At 42.5% G+C, this 17,978-nt stretch carries 18 protein-coding genes; 5 read left to right on the top strand and 13 right to left on the bottom strand.

Annotation, left to right across the window (positions count from 1 at the left end; translation table 11 throughout):
* Positions 1–312 precede the first annotated feature (312 nt).
* Both rpsO and VB073_RS05930 read right to left on the bottom strand, forming a co-directional pair.
* Positions 313–582: a 30S ribosomal protein S15 gene (gene rpsO / locus VB073_RS05935; protein WP_294080764.1), complete on the bottom strand. Its 270-nt coding sequence runs from the start codon at positions 580–582 to the stop codon at positions 313–315.
* Between the two features lie 157 nt (positions 583–739).
* A complete protein-coding gene (locus VB073_RS05930) occupies positions 740–2,008 on the bottom strand; it encodes a carboxypeptidase-like regulatory domain-containing protein (RefSeq protein WP_323403230.1) in 1,269 nt (422 codons plus the stop codon).
* Between the two features lie 260 nt (positions 2,009–2,268).
* Between VB073_RS05930 and nadB the strand changes: the two genes are divergently transcribed.
* From nadB to VB073_RS05905, 5 genes are all read left to right on the top strand, one after another.
* Complete coding sequence (gene nadB / locus VB073_RS05925) at positions 2,269–3,849, top strand: L-aspartate oxidase (RefSeq protein ID WP_323403229.1); 1,581 nt, start codon at positions 2,269–2,271, stop codon at positions 3,847–3,849.
* A gap of 34 nt (positions 3,850–3,883) precedes the next feature.
* Positions 3,884–4,747, top strand: coding sequence for a dihydropteroate synthase (gene folP / locus VB073_RS05920; RefSeq protein ID WP_323403228.1), 864 nt, complete (start codon positions 3,884–3,886; stop codon positions 4,745–4,747).
* Positions 4,726–5,487: a diadenylate cyclase CdaA gene (gene cdaA, locus VB073_RS05915; protein WP_323403227.1), complete on the top strand. Its 762-nt coding sequence runs from the start codon at positions 4,726–4,728 to the stop codon at positions 5,485–5,487. The genes folP and cdaA overlap by 22 nt, the downstream gene beginning before the upstream one ends.
* Before the next feature lie 93 nt (positions 5,488–5,580).
* Positions 5,581–6,687: a DNA replication/repair protein RecF gene (recF, locus tag VB073_RS05910; protein WP_323403226.1), complete on the top strand. Its 1,107-nt coding sequence runs from the start codon at positions 5,581–5,583 to the stop codon at positions 6,685–6,687.
* A 5-nt stretch (positions 6,688–6,692) separates the two neighbouring features.
* Positions 6,693–6,986 (top strand): DUF721 domain-containing protein, encoded by a 294-nt coding sequence (locus VB073_RS05905; protein WP_323403225.1) that lies wholly within the window; start codon positions 6,693–6,695, stop codon positions 6,984–6,986.
* Between the two features lie 47 nt (positions 6,987–7,033).
* Here the strand turns inward: VB073_RS05905 and VB073_RS05900 are convergent, their stop codons facing one another.
* From VB073_RS05900 to rpe, 11 genes are all read right to left on the bottom strand, one after another.
* Positions 7,034–7,675, bottom strand: a complete 642-nt coding sequence (locus VB073_RS05900; protein ID WP_323403224.1) for a hypothetical protein — start codon at positions 7,673–7,675, stop codon at positions 7,034–7,036.
* Positions 7,676–7,721: 46 nt separating this feature from the next.
* On the bottom strand, positions 7,722–8,090 hold the full coding sequence (gene secG / locus VB073_RS05895) for a preprotein translocase subunit SecG (protein WP_323403223.1): 369 nt from the start codon (positions 8,088–8,090) through the stop codon (positions 7,722–7,724).
* Between the two features lie 78 nt (positions 8,091–8,168).
* Entirely contained in the window at positions 8,169–8,921 is a 753-nt protein-coding gene (locus VB073_RS05890) for a tetratricopeptide repeat protein (RefSeq protein WP_323403222.1), read from the bottom strand.
* 4 nt (positions 8,922–8,925) lie between these two features.
* A complete protein-coding gene (locus VB073_RS05885) occupies positions 8,926–9,432 on the bottom strand; it encodes an LptE family protein (protein ID WP_323403221.1) in 507 nt (168 codons plus the stop codon).
* 4 nt (positions 9,433–9,436) lie between these two features.
* Positions 9,437–10,702, bottom strand: a complete 1,266-nt coding sequence (locus VB073_RS05880) for a sigma-54 dependent transcriptional regulator (protein WP_323403220.1) — start codon at positions 10,700–10,702, stop codon at positions 9,437–9,439.
* Between the two features lie 41 nt (positions 10,703–10,743).
* Entirely contained in the window at positions 10,744–11,574 is an 831-nt protein-coding gene (locus VB073_RS05875) for a hypothetical protein (RefSeq protein ID WP_323403219.1), read from the bottom strand.
* A gap of 92 nt (positions 11,575–11,666) precedes the next feature.
* Positions 11,667–13,079, bottom strand: coding sequence for a phosphoglucosamine mutase (glmM, locus tag VB073_RS05870; RefSeq protein WP_323403218.1), 1,413 nt, complete (start codon positions 13,077–13,079; stop codon positions 11,667–11,669).
* A gap of 22 nt (positions 13,080–13,101) precedes the next feature.
* The gene (locus VB073_RS05865; RefSeq protein ID WP_323403217.1) at positions 13,102–13,659 is read right to left on the bottom strand and encodes a DUF4827 family protein; all 558 of its coding nucleotides are present in this window, start codon (positions 13,657–13,659) and stop codon (positions 13,102–13,104) included.
* Between the two features lie 167 nt (positions 13,660–13,826).
* A complete protein-coding gene (locus VB073_RS05860) occupies positions 13,827–14,885 on the bottom strand; it encodes a DHH family phosphoesterase (protein ID WP_416349507.1) in 1,059 nt (352 codons plus the stop codon).
* A 32-nt stretch (positions 14,886–14,917) separates the two neighbouring features.
* Positions 14,918–16,885: a ComEC/Rec2 family competence protein gene (locus VB073_RS05855; RefSeq protein ID WP_323403216.1), complete on the bottom strand. Its 1,968-nt coding sequence runs from the start codon at positions 16,883–16,885 to the stop codon at positions 14,918–14,920.
* Between the two features lie 125 nt (positions 16,886–17,010).
* Positions 17,011–17,661, bottom strand: coding sequence for a ribulose-phosphate 3-epimerase (gene rpe, locus VB073_RS05850; protein WP_323403215.1), 651 nt, complete (start codon positions 17,659–17,661; stop codon positions 17,011–17,013).
* Positions 17,662–17,978 lie beyond the last annotated feature (317 nt).

The raw sequence follows: 17,978 nt of genomic DNA, 5'->3' as shown, positions 1-17,978 counted from the left end.
GTAGCACCCACTTGTACAATTTACAAGATCCAAAAAAGAGGCCCCCTCGATCGAGAAGGCCTCTTTTATATCGGTTAACGTGATATCAGGAATAAGGTAAAAAAGATTGTTTTAGGTTATCGGTGCAAAGATAAGGCGCTATTTTGGATCGGCAAAAAAAATATATATGTTATAGGACATACTTTTATAACATATTTTTTGTCCGTAATGATAGATCCCTTTTGTTGACACCTTCCCAGAGTGATGTTTGTAAATAAAAAAAGAGGAAAAAACAGTTCGTCCATCCTCTTTTTAATTTTTTTCTTTGAAAAATTATTTTCTTATACCCAATTCTTTGATGATAGAACGATATCTTTCGATATCGGTATCGATCAGGTAATCGAGTAAACGGCGACGCTTACCTACTAAAATTTTCAAAGCTCTTTCCGTGCTATAATCTTTTTTGTTTGACTTGAGATGCTCAGTCAAATGCGAAATACGGTAGGAGAACAATGCTATCTGTGCTTCTGGTGAGCCAGTATCAGTGTTGGACTTCCCGTGCTTTGCAAAGATTTCTTTCTTTTTAGCAGAATCTAAATACATACTGATTTTCTAAATAATATAATTGTAAAAAACTTTTGGGTTGCAAAGGTACGTCTAAATTTTTTAAATCCAAACAGTTTTGTGATTTTCTTCACTTTTTCTCCCAGCTTCCCTTTCTCCCCAGTCTTCTTAGTCTCTCATTACTCACATCAACAAATCATTCCGCTCTTCTCTGTAATTTCCCGCTTAACCGTTTCACGGCATCCATTATTTCCTGATTAGGTTCGATCACGTTGTATTCCCCCCAGAAGTCAGGGTCAAGGAAATGTTCTACTTTTTCGGCTATCACATCGGTAGATTGGATGCGTTCGTTTCTGGGAAATTTCAGCACTTTGTTATCGTATCTGTCAGTAATGGCGATCTCCGAACCAATGGTGTAGGTGGTCGAAAAAAGTCCGAAAAATCGGTTTGTCCAGCGTACCCGAAATATCACTTCGATACTGCTATAATTGAAATACCACTTGCCGTTATTTTCAATAAAATCGACTACATATTGCGCCTTGTTTACATCCACTTTCATCTTTGCCGGTTTTCGTTTGATAAAAATTTTAGGGGCCTCTTTCTCTTCTTCCACATTCATGTTAAATTCCATACGGGCAAAGGCAAATGATTCCGAGTCTAAATATATACGTCCTCTAAACAGGATATCCTTCACTTCGGGAAGAGGTGAAAATACAATAATATAGTGCGGTTTGTCATTGAAACTGATCAGTCCCTCGATGTGAAACTTATATTCAGACGCATCTGTACCGAAAACAATCTCCGGATTCTTGGCGATGTCGAGCAGGAGGGCATCACTGATACCTCCCTGAAACTTGAGCATAATAGTATCGCGGGGGGAGATGTCGGTAGCTTTACGGCCGATATAAATTCTGGACTGATCGTTACTATAAGAGCTATAGCTCGCTTTATAAATATCCAGAACGGTCTCTACCAGAGAGATGTAATGTGAGCCTTTCTTTATTGACTCACGATAGAAGGCCACCATCATATGTGGTCTCTCGGGGTAATTTTGAGGAATACGTCGTAGTGCATTGCGTATTAGTTCTGAGCCGTCACCTGAAACAACGACAACCTCGCTTAATTCAATCCACGAGGGGGTTAGGGTAATCTGGCTATTAGGATTATCTATTAATGTGATTATCGGAATCTCCTTGTTTTCATATCCCAGATAGCGGATAATCAGTTGAGAATGCTTTGTAGAATCCGGGATTCGAATGGAAAAATATCCATCCTGATTGGAGATGCTTGCTATATTCATCTGTTGTACCGAAATACTTGCATTCGCCAAAGGTTCTTTAGTGTCGGCAGCAACTATTCTGCCTCTGAGCAGATAGATTGAGTCTTGCTGCATTGTATTTCCGGTAATCAGGTTTGAAACCGATAGAAAGCAGAGAATAAGAAACAGGTGAAATGAGTTGTTCATATAGGAATTATTGAAGCGTAAAACAATTAATAGCGTGATGCTTAGTACCTGTTTGCTAAATATGCAAAGAAAGCAAATTAGTAGAGAACTTTAGATGATATAATGTTTTTTAACCATACTTTTCCTGTATGATGATGAATAGTCGGAACGTGGATTCAACTGATTTCATGCAGATATATTGATAATCCCGATAAGAATAGTGGTGACGATGTAGGAAAATCATGTAAATTTGTATCAGAATAATTCTAAAAAAGAGGTAAATGGTATATAGATATGATTTTCTGGTTATCGGTTCGGGTATTGCCGGAATGAGTTATGCCCTGAAGGTAGCCAAACATGGGAGAGTCGCCATTATAGCGAAGAATTCACTTGAAGAAGCCAATACATATTATGCGCAGGGAGGGATTGCCTCTGTAACCAATCCCTGGGATAATTTCGAAAAGCATATCGCCGATACGCTGGATGCCGGAGCTGGTCTGTGCAACATAACGGTTGTGGAAAAGGTGGTACGTGAGGCTCCCGCGCAAATCAGAGAACTGATAGGATGGGGTGTGGATTTTGATAAGGATGACAAAGGTAATTTCGATCTTCACCGTGAAGGAGGACATTCGGAATTTCGCATTTTACATCATAAAGATAATACCGGTGCAGAGATACAGGATAGCCTGATTGAGACCATCCGCAACCATCCCAACATCGATGTCTTTGACCATCATTTTACGATAGAAGTGCTTACTCAGCACCATTTGGGGCAGGTGGTCACAAGGCATACCCCGGATATTGAATGTTACGGCGCCTATATCCTCAATCAGGATACCAACGAGATCGATACTTTTCTTGCCCGCGTCACGATGATGGCTACGGGAGGGATTGGCTGTATTTATCAAACAACCACTAACCCGTTGGTCGCTACAGGCGACGGTATTGCGATGGTAGCGCGCGCCAAGGGAGAGATTAGGGGAATGGAGTTTGTGCAGTTTCATCCCACGGCGTTGTATCATCCTGGTGCACGCCCTTCATTTCTTATTACAGAAGCGATACGCGGTTACGGAGGCGTGTTAAAGACGCTCGACGGCAAGGAATTCATGCACAAATATGATCAGCGGGGTTCGCTTGCTCCCCGTGATATTGTCGCCCGGGCTATCGATACTGAAATGAAGGAGAAGGGCCTTGAGCATCTCTTCCTGGATGTGACCCATAAAGATCGGGAGGAGACAAAGAAACATTTTCCGACTATTTATGAGAAATGTCTTTCTTACGGGATCGACATTACCAAAGATATGATTCCTGTGGCGCCTGCGGCGCATTACCTGTGTGGGGGGATCGAGGTGAATATGGATGGTGAGACAAGTATCAGTCGTCTTTATGCCAACGGAGAATGTGCCTGTACCGGGTTACACGGAGCCAACCGGTTGGCATCGAATTCTCTCATTGAGGCGGTAGTTTTTGCAGATGCAGCAGCTAGGCATTCTATACCTCTCTTCAGGCAATATGAATTCCGGGAAGATATCCCATCCTGGAATGCAGAAGGGGTCACATCTCCCGAGGAGATGGTATTGATCACTCAAAGTTACAGGGAAGTGGGGCAGATCATGTCATCATATGTGGGTATTGTCCGCTCAGATTTGCGCTTGCAAAGGGCGCTTAACCGGCTAAATATCCTTTTCCGTGAGACCGAAAATCTCTTTCAACGATCGGTTGTATCGCGGGATATCTGTGAATTGAGGAATATTATCAAGGTGGGATATATGGTGATAAAACAGGCCATGGCGCGTAAAGAAAGTAGGGGATTACATTATACCGTAGATTATCCGGGACAGGATCCTGATTCGGTACTCTAAATTCGGTTGATTAACATGCGAAGCATGAATAACAATGAAGACTATCAATATAAACGGAACGCTACTTGATTTTTCCACACCCCGGGTGATGGGAATAGTGAATGTTACGCCTGATTCTTTCTTTTCGGGAAGCCGGACACAGGGCGCGAACGACATTGTGGAGCGGTGTAATCAGATAATCAACGAGGGGGGGGTGATGATAGATGTAGGTGCACAATCCTCTTCACCCGTGGCCCGGTTTCTTGAAGTGAAGGAGGAAGCAGAGCGTCTGATACCTGCGCTAAAATTGATTAGAAAAGAGTTCCCGGATGTGATTATTTCAGTGGATACTTTTTATGCCGATGTGGCGAAGCAAGCAGTGGAGGAGTATGGGGCAAATATCATCAATGATATCTCGGGTGGACAGATCGACGGGCGGATGTTTTCTGTTGTGGCTCAATTGAATGTCCCTTATATCCTCATGCATATGCGGGGTACACCTCAAACAATGCAAGAACTCACTCATTATGATAATTTCATTCAGGATGTACTTTACTATTTCTCTGAGCGTAAGGCAAAACTGGATATGCTTGGTGTAAACGATGTAATAATAGACCCAGGGTTCGGATTCAGTAAAACGATCTCTCAAAATTATGAATTGATGGCTTATCTGAAATATTTTCATATCTTTGAGGAACCGATATTGGTAGGAATATCGAGAAAATCGATGATCTACAAGCTATTGGGAATCACGCCGGAAGAGAGTCTCAACGGTACCTCCGTTCTCAACTCGGTGGCATTGCTTTCCGGTGCCGATATCCTACGGGTGCACGATGTGAAGGAGGCCGTGGAGTGTGTGAAGATTATCGAAAATGTTAAACTTGCTCATAAAGAAATATGTTCTCACATTTTGGAATAAAAGATTTTATTGATGTAGTCCTGATGGCACTACTTCTCTACTACCTGTTTCGGTTGGTAAAGATATCGGGGATGCGTCCGCTTTTTATCGGGATTCTGGTCTTTATGGTAATCTGGATCCTGGTATCGAGGGTATTCAACATGGTGCTGCTCGGCTCCATCCTGGACCAGTTTGTGAATGTGGGACTCTTCTTGTTCGTGATACTCTTTCAGGATGAGATCCGGCGATTTTTGATGTCGCTTGGCTCCAAAAAAGGATGGACCTTTATCACCAAACTCTTTTTTCCAGGTGATAAACAGAAAAGTGATAAATCTCACTTGACTGCCATCGTACTGGCCTGTATGAATATGTCGAAGACTAACACCGGAGCTTTGATCGCTATTCAGGGCGATCTTCATCTCGGTCTTTATGAACAGACCGGAGAAATAGTGAATGCCGATATATCGTCGCGCCTTATCGAGAATATATTTTTTAAGAACAGCCCGCTGCACGACGGAGCTATGATCGTGGTTGGAAAAAAAATCAAGGCAGCAGGGTGTATCTTACCTATCTCTCAAAACCCTAATATTCCAACCCATCTGGGGTTACGACACAGAGCCGGATTGGGGATTTCGCAGGAAACTGATGCCAAAGTGATTATCGTTTCCGAAGAGAGAGGAAAGATTTCGTTCGCCTCACAAGGTAGACTTAAAATGAACATTTCTCCGGAGGATCTCCAACGCCTGTTGCTTGAAGAATGAAACTAATGTACCAATATACCAATCCCGATAAATCGAGACAAGTAATGTCAATGTGAATAATGTAATAATATGTTGAACTGTTGAACTGGAAAAATGATTCTGAAAGAACTTTCCATAATCAATTATAAAAACCTCACTCAGGCAGATCTGATATTATCTCCTAAAATGAACTGTTTCATAGGTGATAATGGGATGGGGAAGACCAATCTGCTGGATGCCGTCTATTATCTTTCCTTTTGCCGAAGTTATACCAATCCTGTCGATTCTCAGATCATAAGACATGGAGAGGAGGTATGTATGTTACAGGGAAAGTATGAATTTGAAGATACTACCCGGGAGGAGGTTTATTGCGCTATTCGTCGAAGGCAAAAGAAACAGTTCAAACGCAATAAAAAGGAGTATGAAAGGCTCTCCGACCATATCGGTTTGATACCACTTGTTATGATATCCCCTGCGGATAACGAATTGATTACGGGAGGGAGTGAGGTGAGACGCAGATTTATGGATATGGCTATCTCCCAATTTGACAAGGAGTATCTTCGTGCATTGCTCAGGTATAACAAAGCTCTGCAACAACGGAATGTATTGTTGAAAAATGAGGAATTGCTTGTCGATCTCACTTTGTTAGATCTCTGGGAAGAGCAGATGGTGGAAGCTGGTAGTTTCATCCATCGAAAGAGGAAAGATTTTATTGATGAATTTACCCCTATCTTCAATCAATTTTATGCACGGATCAGCCAATCGGGCGAACAGGTATCTTTTAGCTATACATCTCAGTTGAGTGAAGCCGATTTTGGTAAAAAGTTGATGCAAAACAGGAAACGGGATCTCTTTCTTGGTCATACTTCTACAGGTATCCACCGCGATGAGTTGGAGATGCTGTTGGATGACTATCCCATTAAAAAGGTAGGATCACAAGGACAGAATAAAACCTATTTTGTTTCGTTGAAACTGGCACAATTCCATTTCCTGTTGAAGACCGGCAAAACTACTCCTATCATGTTGCTGGATGATATCTTTGATCGGCTCGATGCCAGGCGGGTGGAAGAAATTGTAAAGTTGGTTGCCGGTGCTGAATTTGGACAGATATTCATATCGGATACCAACAGAGGATCTCTCGATAAGATCCTCGCGCGGATTGATAACAGTTCGCATATCTATTCCGTGACAGACGGAGAAATAAACCTATTGAAAGATTAGTCGCGATGCAGAAGAAAAATGCCCAACCGTTATCTGATGCGCTCTCCGATTTTTTTAATGAGAATAATGTGTTGAGAGTGAAGCTGGCCCAACAGCGTGTTGTGAGGGGTTGGAACGAATTATTGGGTGAAGGTATCTCCCAGTATACGGGTAACATATATTTCAATCGCGATACCCTTTATGTGCACCTTACCTCTGCCGTGCTTCGTGCCGAACTGATGATGATAAAAGAGGATCTGATCAAAAAATTGAATGGCTACGCAGAGCTTCCTGTCGTAAAGGATATTGTTTTTCGTTGACCTGAATGAAGCTTGGAAAAGAGGGCTGCTGAGAAAGTTTTATTGCTTTAAAAAAATGCAGAGACTCCTACGTAAAATCCTTCGGGGTGGGGTGAATTTACATCTTGCAGCAAGTCGTAATTAAGTGTGATATGAGATCTTCCAAGACGCAGACCGGCACCTACTACCAAAGAAGGAACCATCCCTTTATCCGTTAAAGTATCGCCTTGTGTTGTGGGTTTTAATGTGGACCAAATATAATTTATTTCGGGTTGTGCGAAAAGAGTGATGAATTGCACCGGATAAAAATAGCCGAACAGGTTCGCTCCTAATAAATTATTTTTTATTTCATATGAGTAAGTGCGTGCTCTGGTATAATAATACTTAATCCCCGCACCCGCCATAAAATATTGATTAAACTGGTACCCTATCTGCGGTCCAATTCCCAGATTGGTGTAATTCCTACTTATCGATAAACCCATATTTGCACCGAAACGCAGTTTGCTTTTGTCAAAAGCAGTAACCTGTCCTTCCCTATGATTTACATTTTCCTTTCGCAAGGGAGCCTTCGCAACACTTCCTTTTTCGGAACGATTGAGATGGATATTCCGTTCATCATCGGGAGATACCTTGATCGTATCGTATGTAATAGTCTGGGCCCCGGATGACAGGGCATACAACAGAAAAAAAGTAAATAGCAGTGGTTTCATACGACAATATCTATTTTACCACCGAGGTCGTATGTCAAATCAAGTTTTACTCTCCCGGTGTTCCCTCTTCCGGCTGGGGCTGGGCGGGAATCTGTGAAGGGATGGGTATCTCCGGCGTTACGTTAGGAGCCGAGGTGGGATTCAGCGGTGCAGGTTGCTGCACTTCTATCTGAGATTGTGGGCCGTTGGAGTGTGAGGTCGTGTATTTGGCCGTCAGGATACTCAGTAGAATGATTGTGCCGGCTAATGTCCATGTGAATTTTTCCAGGAAATCGGTTGTTTTCCTAACTCCCATGATTTGATTCGACGAAGCGAAACCGCTTGCCAGTCCTCCCCCTTTGGATTTCTGTACCAATACGGCAAAAATCATCAGGATCGCTGCCAGTACAATAAGGATTGTGATGAAAATATACATATCTTATTTGTCTTTATTTTGTTCAATTTAATTACTTCTTCTCTATCTATGTCAAAATTCAAATAAATTTGACATTACTTATTTGGCCTGACGAGAACGTTCAATACTAATCAATAGTTCGAGAAAACGAATTTGGTGCGCAAAGTAAACACTTTTTTTTGGAAAATTCAAACTTAACCTTTTAATTATTGTGAGCGCCTGTTCATATTTCTTCTGTTTGATATAAATTTTTGCCAGAGTTTCGGTCAAAAACTCGCCTTCTTCTTGTCTTTCTTCCGTTTCCAGCCTTGTTTCAGTTAGGCCTGCCTCTTTGGGTACGAATAATATATCCGATTCGGCTTTCTCGATAAAAGCATCGATAATATCCTGATGTTGTAACTTTTGCTGTTCTGCTTGATCGGAATTGGCAATTTCTCCACCTAACGATTTCAGATAGAAAAAATAGTCGGTCGTAGCCACATTCAACGCCGCATTTTCAATCGTAGGTTCAATCATGTCTCTTTCACCAAGTGATGAAAGGTACGATTCCAGTAATTCTTCGGTCCTGTCACCTCTCTCTAACCGGATACCCTCGTTGTTATTTAAAAATTTCCCGTATTCATCGCGGTAGATAAGATAGAACAGTTTTCTTCTGTCGTTACACAAAACAGCTGTTTTTCCCAGCTCATCTTCGTATTCCTGATTATCAATAAGATTTAAATTCTTCGTATACAGTAATCTGGCGGTATGGAAAAAAGGATACTCCTCCACTACTGTTCTTAGTTCTTTCAATGTAGCAGTGTCAAGCCTGTCCGGATTTTCTATCCATCTGTATAGATCTTTCTTTTGCATACAATTACCAGTTTGACATGGTGGCGTTGAATATCTGATCTACAATTTCATCGATGAGTTGATTAATCAGTTCGTCTTGAACCGAGTCGAACACTTCATTACTGGAGAATGTGCGGTTAGCAGAAATTCTCTCTTCGATCTCGGGGTCATCCGTTTTATTGTTCCGGAATCGCATTCTAACCGTCATGGTTAGCTTCGTTTCCGAAGCAAACGCATCCTCCTGTACCGCCAGAGGGGTAAGTTCATATCCTACGATCTCTCCCTCAATCTCCATGTCCCCGTTTTGATTTACCATTTGCAGACGTGTGTTGCGGGTGAACATATCCTTTATCTTCTCATTGAATCGCTGTTCAAGTGGGGGATATACCAAGGGAGCCTGATTGACGAAGTGTGCTATCTGAAGGGTTTTAGTGAGATCATAATTGATGGAGGTACCCCTGAACGAATAGGATATCCGGCAGGAACTTACGGATATCAGTAATAACAAGAGGATAATAATATTTTTCTTCATAATCTTAACCTGGCAATGAGTACTCCTTAATTTTACGGTACAATGTGCGTTCAGAAATACCTAAGTCGTTAGCTGCAAGTTTTCTTTTGCCATTATGTCTTTCCAGCGCTTTCATAATCATCTCTTTCTCCACGTCACTGATCGATAAAGCGCTCTCTTCATATTCAGTAGCTTCCTGAATATTATTTCTCTCGGGTTCATCTAAAGTAATCTTTTTGGGTATCGCCTCATACTTCACGGGAACGGAAACCCGGGTATTGTCGTTGGTCATGATTGAGGAGGAGTGTATTTCCGATGGAGCGGGACTGTAAGAACTATGTTGTGCCGAATCCTCCATAATACTCTTCACTACCTGCTTCAAGTCGGTAATATCCTTTTTCATGTCAAACAGTACCTGATAGAGAATTTCCCGTTCGTTTGCGAACGATTTATGTTCCGATTCATGAATCTGATGAACCGAGACAGGCAGCATCCCTACTTCATTATTAGGGAGGTATTTCTGTAGAATGTCGGATGTGATCAGGCGTTCCTGTTCAATCACCGATATTTGTTCGGTAATATTTTTCAATTGACGTACATTACCGGGCCATCGATAACTTTTCAGTCTCTCTTTTGCATCGTCGGTCAGTGTGATGGGAGGCATCATATATTTTTCGGCACAATCACCTGCAAATTTTCTGAATAAAAGGGGAATATCCTCTGCCCGGTCACGCAAGGGTGGGATACGGATAGGTACTGAATTAAGCCGGTAATAAAGGTCTTCCCTGAATTTTCCTTTCTCCACCGCTTTTACCATATCGAGGTTGGTCGCTGCTACCACACGAACATTGGTTTTCTCTACTTTCGAAGAGCCCACTTTGATGAATTCTCCGCTCTCCAGCACACGAAGTAACCGTGCCTGTGTAGGCAGAGGGAGTTCTCCCACTTCGTCGAGGAAAAGGGTACCTCCGTCGGCTACTTCGAAATAACCCTTTCTGGTTCCAGTGGCTCCGGTAAACGATCCTTTCTCATGTCCGAAGAGTTCCGAATCGATAGTGCCTTCGGGTATCGAACCGCAATTGATGGCGAAGTAAGGGCCATGCTTCCGGTTACTGTATTGGTGCACGATCTGCGGAAAATTCTCTTTCCCTGTACCACTTTCACCGGTAATGAGCACCGACAGGTCGGTGGGCGCCACCTGCAAAGCAACATCGATGGCACGATCCAACTTGGGATCATTACCAATAATCCCGAAACGTTGCTTCACCTGTTGTAAAGAGTGTTTTGCCATAAGCGTGCTATTTTTATTAGTATCCAAAGATAGAAAAATATTTATTTGTATCCTAAAGCATAGGTTTCTTCCTTCAGGTATTGTGCCAAGTCCGTTATATCGTCCTTAAACGATTTGATCTTGTCAGGCATGATTGGGTTGCCGAAGGTGAGTACCATTTCTTTACCTTTTTTGTTATATAGTTCGTGACAAAGCCTAAGGGTTCGAACCTGATAACCGAATATCCTCGACATATAAAACAAAAGACTACTGTTTCCGGAGATATGCATCGGGATCACCGGCACTTTCACTTTTTGGATAATTTTCGTCACTGACGGTTGCCACTCCCGGTCTTCGATTACTATTTTCCCCTTTTTGAAAATAAGATTGGAAACCGCTCCGGCAGCAAAGAATCCCAAAGGATGCCCATTTTTTACATGAGCGATACTTTCTTTGATACCGGCGAAGGTGATGCTGTTCTTGTCGCCATACTTCATGGGATTTACCGTAATGAAATTTTCAGCCATGGTGTCTATTAGTCCCAGAATAATGTTTACCATCATCTTGTAATTAGGTACCCTGCTTCCTACAGTTTCGATAGCGGCAATCCCGTCGATATGACCGTATGGATGGTTCGATACCGTGATGAAAGGACGGTCTTTGAACTCCTTGAGGATTTCCGCATTTCTCACCTTCCGGGTGATTTCCAGTTTATCCAGTACATCTTTACAAAAATCAGGTCCTGTAAGATGTTTGGAACGGTTATAAATTTCATTCGGAACATCCAGGGCCGCTATTTTTATGCCCCAGTCTATCAATTTGTCTCCATATTTGCCCCTGAGTAGAGGATGCAGCGCTCGCAACTGTTCGCGACTGATCAGTGTATCTTTCATTAATTGTGAATCTGTTAGTTTATTTAATTCAAAAGCCACATCATTTGAGTGAGGTGGCAGTTGAAAGAGAAACAGATGACAGTTTTACCCTGTCATGAAAATTTTTGTATGATGTTGATGATTTGTTTACCGATATCTTCCGCTTCTTCCATGGAATGAGCTTCCGAATAAATGCGTATGATTGGCTCAGTATTCGATCTTCTTAAGTGTACCCATTTGTCGGGGAAATCGATTTTCACTCCATCGATATCAGTTATTCGCTCGTCTCTGAACATTTCTTTTACTTTATTCAGAATCATTTCCGTATCTATGCCGGGGGTAAGCTCCACCTTTTGTTTTGACATGAAATAAGAGGGATATGATTTTCTCAAATCCGAAGGTTTCTTCCCTGATTTGGCAAGATAGCTGAGGAACAGGGCAATACCGGCAAGTGCATCCCGCCCGTAATGAGAAGCGGGATAAATAACTCCACCGTTTCCTTCTCCACCAATCACTGCATTGGTTTCTTTCATTTTAGCCACCACATTCACTTCTCCTACCGCTGCAGCATTATATTCACCGCCTCTGGCAAGTGTAATATCTCTCAGCGCACGAGTTGAACTGAGGTTGGATACGGTATTGCCGGGTGTATGTTGCAAAATGTAACCAGATACGGCTACCAACGTATACTCCTCTCCAAAGGGTGTTCCGTCTTCACAATATATAGCCAGTCGGTCTACATCCGGATCTACGGCAAAACCCACAGTAGCTTTTGAACTTCTTGTGAGTGACGCTAGTTCGGTCAGATGCTCAGGCAGCGGTTCCGGATTATGGGAGAAATTACCGTGTGGCGCACAGTGCAATTTAAAAATTTCTTTCACTCCTAAAGCATATAATAATTCGGGAATAGCGATTCCCCCTACAGAGTTCACACAATCGATCGCAACCCGGAAATTGGCTGCCTCTATGGCTTTCCTGTCTACTAAATCGAGCGATAGAACCTGCTGGATATGCTCATGAAGATATTGTTTTTGGGTTATTTTTCCCAGTTCATCAACGGGCGAAAATAAAATATCATCCGATTCGGCAATGGCGAGAATCTCCTCTCCTTCAGCCGCACTCAGAAATTCACCATTGTTATTCAATAATTTCAATGCATTCCACTGTTTCGGATTATGACTGGCAGTGATAATGATGCCACCGGATGCGTTCTCTTTCTCAACAGCAATCTCTGTGGTGGGTGTTGTAGCCATTCCTATGTCGGTTACATCGCACCCCATTCCTATAAGCGTTCCTGTAATGATCCTATGCACCATCTCCCCTGAAATACGGGCATCCCTCCCTACGATGATGCACGGTCTCCGCTTCTGAGAGAAAGAATCTCCAACCGGCCGGAGCGTTATTGATCTTTTGATAAATGTTGCATAAGCTGCTGTGAACTTCACTATGTCGAGTGGAGTCAGGTTTTCGGCTACTATTCCTCCGATCGTTCCTCGTATTCCGGATATGGATTTGATTAGTGTCATAGGAGTTTCTTTTTCTACGTGATTACCACTGACTTTCAAATCGGTATTCAACTTCCCTGTAGAAAGTCGGTTCAAATGAGGATTGGTCGCTCGAGGATCCCATGTCAAAGGGAACAATCAATTTTGCTTTTCCTCTGTGCCCCACATAACTCAGTGGAACAACCAATCCGGGTGTACCGTAATTTCCTTTTGTTAGCGAATTAATAGCTCCAATGTATTCCAATTCAATAGGTAGCACACTCTGCCGATTGGAATAAAAGAGTGTGTCGTTTTCCTTAAAATAACTCAATCCATTGAAGCGAATATTTATTTTTTCTCTCCATTTGGGGGTGATGGGATCCCCGAGGTTGATGATATTAAAATAGACGCCAGTATTGGGATCTTTATAAAACTCATTCTCTTCAAAAATACTATCTGCTGGAAATTCCCGAAGAATACTGAAATTATTTTTCGCTATTAATAGGTCAATAGCCCTCCTTTCTTCTTTCAGGTAATCGGCATATGTTTTCTTGTTATTACACGATGAGGTCAGAATCAATAAGCCGACCAGTATAGGAATTACGTAATTGAATAGTTTCATATTCTTTTAATTAAAATGAAATTGAAAAGTGAAAAATTGAATGCACTATTGAGCGAAGCACATTCTCATTAATCACATTAGTCACGAATAGCCTACAAAAATACACAATCTACATCAATAAAATAGAGGTTAGGCTGAAATAAACATTATCTATTCTTAAAAATGGGTTAAAGCTCTCCTGCATTATTTTTCAATTTTTTCTCGTATGATTTCAATCCTTCCTTGAAAACGCGGATTGCTTCTTCGAAAGTCCCGTAGAACTCACCTCCCGACGCATTCAGATGACCTCCTCCGTTGAAGAAATCGGCTGCAAATTCATTACAAGGAAACGATTTCTGAGAGCGGAACGAGAGCTTGACCAGATCATCATCCTCACGAATAAACGTGGTGAAGATGATACCCTTGATACTGAGTGGATAATTCACAAATCCTTCAGTATCCCCTTTGCTGAAACGAAATTGGGACTGATCTTCCCTGGAGAGATACAGAAGAGCCGAATGTAATTCGGGATATACCTCCATCCGTTGCGATAAGGTAAAGCCAAGCAAGCGAAAACGCTCCTCGGAATAATTATCGAAAACCTGTGAATAGATTGCATCCTTATTGATATTTTTTCTCAGTAACAAACTGATAATCTCGAAAATTTCGGGATCGCTGGAATTGAATGTGAAGCTTCCGGTATCGGTCATCATACCACAATAGATACATTCAGCCTCCGCCTGTGTCAACTCCTCATACTTTCCTGCCTGAAAAAATAACCTGAACACGAGTTCACTGGTGGACGATATTTCGGGATGTGATATCGTTATGTCGAAATTTTCCCCTGGGAGAAGATGATGATCGATCAGGATTTTCTCTGCCTGGGATTTATCAAGAAACGGAGCCATATCACCGACTCTTTTTGAGATATTGTAGTCCAGGGAAAAGATCAGATCGGCATGAGCGAGGATATATTGTGCGGCTATCGGATTGTATTCGTATATTTCAATCTCCCGGGCCCCAGGCATCCATTTCAGGAAATAGGGGAAGGAGTTGGGTACGATAACTTTTACATTTTTATTCCTTCTTTTCAGGAAATGATAGAGAGCCAGTGAGGATCCTAATGCATCACCGTCTGGTGAGCGATGTGTAGTGATGACGATCTTTTCTGCCCTGGCAATCGCTTCCATAACCTGCTCTACTTTCAGGGATTGGATTACATTTGAAATCGATGGGATACAATTCATTTTAGTTGCTGTCGTATGATAGAGCGACAAAATTAGTAAAAATTTAGCGAAAAGGCTCCCTTTTCCGCCACATCGTGTATCTCAATGCCCAATGCTGTACACTCTCGTACTATCCTGCTTGCAGCATAACGGGGTATTGAACTGTCAAGGACAATCATCGCGGGATGGAAAAGGTCGAGTAACTGTTCTATATCAAAGGACGACTGTTTGGAAAGGATCAGGATATCTACCGGGAACTGTTTTTCTGAATGATATGAAGTAGACGTAGTCTCCGACAGGAGGAGGATGTGTTTTTCAGGATGAGGTATGAGGTTGTTTTCCTGAATGTTGATGAAGTGTCGTTTGTTATTATGAAAGATAGAGATCTCGCTCACACCGGGATGATTGAACACTGTGAGTTGCGGTGCGGTACGGGTTATAGTTTCATAAGTGGTTGTGAACTGGAAGAACAGCAGTGCGACCAGTGAGATGATAAGCGGTCGAAAACCGCGTGAAGTGAGAAAACGGGTAAAGGCAAAAATCAATAGGGAAAGCAGTATCAACTGAGGAAAAGATATCTTGATGTCGGATATCTGTGCAAAAGGGATTGACTCGGAAATATATACGATCCTGAGGGTTACCTCTATCAGGTTTTTCAATATCCAGTTGAACGCAACGAGCAGAAAGTCGATGGCATTCCATTTGAGAAAGGCGAGCGCTCCGAAAACAACAGAGGGAAAAGTTGCATAGATAATAACGCCGGTAAGAGGTGCCACCAAAAGATTAGTGAGAAAGAAATAGGTGGGAAATGTTCCGAAATAGTAAAGGACGAGCGGAAAAACAGCCAGTTGTGCTGAAATGGAGACAGTGAATAGATCCCATACATATTTTACCACCTTTTTCGTCGGAGAGTAGAGTATGTTCAGTTTAGGTTGAAAGTAGAGAAGGCCGAACACCGATATGAAACTCATCTGGAAACTCAGATCCAAAAGGTAGAATGGGTCGAAAATGAGAATACAGAAGGCAGCGGCAGCCAGTGTATTATAGGTAATCCCTCTTTTGTGGAGTATATTACCCAGACAGACGATGGAAAGCATGATGGCGGCCCGTATGACGGGAGGAAGCATCCCGGAAAGGAAAACATATTCCCAGAGTACAAGGATGACGAGCCATTGGCGGATAACAAACGGTTTTCCCGTTTTACCCAGGAAAGAGAACAGCATGTTGATGATTGCATAAATAACAATTACATGCAATCCGCTCACTGATAATACGTGGGCTGTTCCCGAAACGCGGAAGGCTGTATTCAGTTCGTCGGAAAGATAGGTACTGTAGCCGAGGGTGAGAGCGCAGATGAAAGCGTATGCGTCGCTTTCCAGTCCGAATGAACGGTAAAAGTCAAGAGCTTTCGCCCTGACCTGTAGGGCCATGATCGATATGTTTTTCGACTTTCGACCGGTTTTCCGCCAGTCGTTCCCGCTCACATAACCCGACCCGGAGAATCCCTTGATCCACATATATCGGGCATAATCAAAATCATCCGGATTCCCGAAATTTCTGAACGGCACTATGCCGGAAAGGAACACAATTTCGTCGCCAGGGGTCAATCGTCTTGCTTGGTCGGTTTGTTCCAGATAAAGAACCACTTTCTTTTCCCCGGGAGGGGCTGTTTTTACATTGACTGCAATACTGCGTGGTTTCACTTCGGGGATATCCAATACGATACCGATATCGTATTGTCCATAACCGGGGGGCGTGAGTTGTGTAGATTCTTTGCATTGCCGGAACTGGTAGAGGGAGAGGGAAAACAGAAAGAGGCAGGTCCCTGCACCAAATACCCATCTGAACTTGTATCGGTAGTAAGGTAGGATAAGGAACGATAATAAGATGAGAGACAATCCAATCAGAGATAGTGGTAGAGATGCAGGCAATATTCCAGAAAAAAGCATCCCCGCAACGATACCGGTAATCACGGGAAGCAAGAGACGGAAGAAGGGTGTTTTTCCGATTAATGCATTCATTAAAACCAGATTCTTCGTTTTAAACAGAACGCTTTCCGAAAGACAAATTCTTTTATCGGAAGGATAAAAAAGATGGTTAGCGAAGTAATAACCCCTTTTGCGGTAGGATCTTACTTTTTCACGGGTTACAGCATCTTTAATTGGCGGATCGTCTCTTCAGGATTGGCCGAAGAGAAAATGAAACTTCCGGCAACCAGTGCATCGGCGCCTGCATCCACCAACCTTCTGCCAGTTTCCAGATTTACTCCGCCATCCACCTCTATCAAGGTGGGAGTTTGCTGTCGCAGGATCATCTCCTTGAGCATGGCCGTTTTTTTGACAGAATGTTCAATAAATCGTTGTCCCCCAAACCCGGGATTTACCGACATGAGCAGTACCATGTCGAGGTCGGGAAGGATATCTTCGAGTACCGATACGGGAGTGTGTGGATTTAGTGTGACAACCGGTTTCATCCCTTTTTTTCTAATCTCCTGTACTACCCGGTGAAGATGTGTACAGGCTTCATAATGCACATTCATATAAGTAGCACCCGTATCAGCTATTTCATTGGTGAATTTCTCAGGTTGTACAATCATCAGATGTACATCCAGAATCTTATGCGTCACTTTCTTCAGTAAATCGATCACCGGAAATCCGAAGGAGATATTAGGCACAAAAACTCCATCCATGATATCCAGGTGAATCCAGTCAGCCTCACTCCGGTTCAACATGTCAATGTCTTTTTCAAGATTCAAAAAATTGGCTGATAACAGCGATGGCGCTACAATTGTGCTCATACATTTCGAGTTTTATCGATCCAAAGTTAGAAAAAAATGATGATGGCACAAAAAAAGATGATGGGATTTCCTGTCGGATTAGAAACGAAATCCGACGGAAATACCTCCCCTAAGGAATGCCCGGAGACTATTAGAGTGTGTGTGTCGACTCCATCTTCAAACAGTATAGTTCCATACTTGTCGTCGAAGTTGAAATTTATAGGCAAGTCTGAGAGCCCAAATCTTTCATATCGATTTCATTTTAATTTAGTTGTTTGGGTGAATGGGTATTTCGTTGAACCTTTTCCAATGATTTATCTTATTTTACCTGAAATTCC

This window comes from Proteiniphilum sp. (assembly GCF_034927365.1).
GTDB lineage: Bacteria > Bacteroidota > Bacteroidia > Bacteroidales > Dysgonomonadaceae > Proteiniphilum.
The sequence above is the reverse complement of the archived record's forward strand: the minus strand, read 5'-3'. Positions and strand labels throughout refer to the sequence as shown.

Coding starts and splice junctions, on each gene's coding strand:
- VB073_RS05885 (WP_323403221.1), bottom strand. CDS start 9,432: ATGAAGAAAAATATTATTATCCTCTTGTTATTACTGATATCCGTAAGT.
- recF (WP_323403226.1), top strand. CDS start 5,581: ATGATTCTGAAAGAACTTTCCATAATCAATTATAAAAACCTCACTCAG.
- VB073_RS05875 (WP_323403219.1), bottom strand. CDS start 11,574: ATGAAAGATACACTGATCAGTCGCGAACAGTTGCGAGCGCTGCATCCT.
- rpsO (WP_294080764.1), bottom strand. CDS start 582: ATGTATTTAGATTCTGCTAAAAAGAAAGAAATCTTTGCAAAGCACGGG.
- nadB (WP_323403229.1), top strand. CDS start 2,269: ATGGTATATAGATATGATTTTCTGGTTATCGGTTCGGGTATTGCCGGA.
- rpe (WP_323403215.1), bottom strand. CDS start 17,661: ATGAGCACAATTGTAGCGCCATCGCTGTTATCAGCCAATTTTTTGAAT.
- VB073_RS05930 (WP_323403230.1), bottom strand. CDS start 2,008: ATGAACAACTCATTTCACCTGTTTCTTATTCTCTGCTTTCTATCGGTT.
- VB073_RS05860 (WP_416349507.1), bottom strand. CDS start 14,885: ATGAATTGTATCCCATCGATTTCAAATGTAATCCAATCCCTGAAAGTA.
- VB073_RS05865 (WP_323403217.1), bottom strand. CDS start 13,659: ATGAAACTATTCAATTACGTAATTCCTATACTGGTCGGCTTATTGATT.
- secG (WP_323403223.1), bottom strand. CDS start 8,090: ATGTATATTTTCATCACAATCCTTATTGTACTGGCAGCGATCCTGATG.
- VB073_RS05880 (WP_323403220.1), bottom strand. CDS start 10,702: ATGGCAAAACACTCTTTACAACAGGTGAAGCAACGTTTCGGGATTATT.
- VB073_RS05905 (WP_323403225.1), top strand. CDS start 6,693: ATGCAGAAGAAAAATGCCCAACCGTTATCTGATGCGCTCTCCGATTTT.
- VB073_RS05855 (WP_323403216.1), bottom strand. CDS start 16,885: ATGAATGCATTAATCGGAAAAACACCCTTCTTCCGTCTCTTGCTTCCC.
- cdaA (WP_323403227.1), top strand. CDS start 4,726: ATGTTCTCACATTTTGGAATAAAAGATTTTATTGATGTAGTCCTGATG.
- VB073_RS05890 (WP_323403222.1), bottom strand. CDS start 8,921: ATGCAAAAGAAAGATCTATACAGATGGATAGAAAATCCGGACAGGCTT.
- folP (WP_323403228.1), top strand. CDS start 3,884: ATGAAGACTATCAATATAAACGGAACGCTACTTGATTTTTCCACACCC.
- VB073_RS05900 (WP_323403224.1), bottom strand. CDS start 7,675: ATGAAACCACTGCTATTTACTTTTTTTCTGTTGTATGCCCTGTCATCC.
- glmM (WP_323403218.1), bottom strand. CDS start 13,079: ATGACACTAATCAAATCCATATCCGGAATACGAGGAACGATCGGAGGA.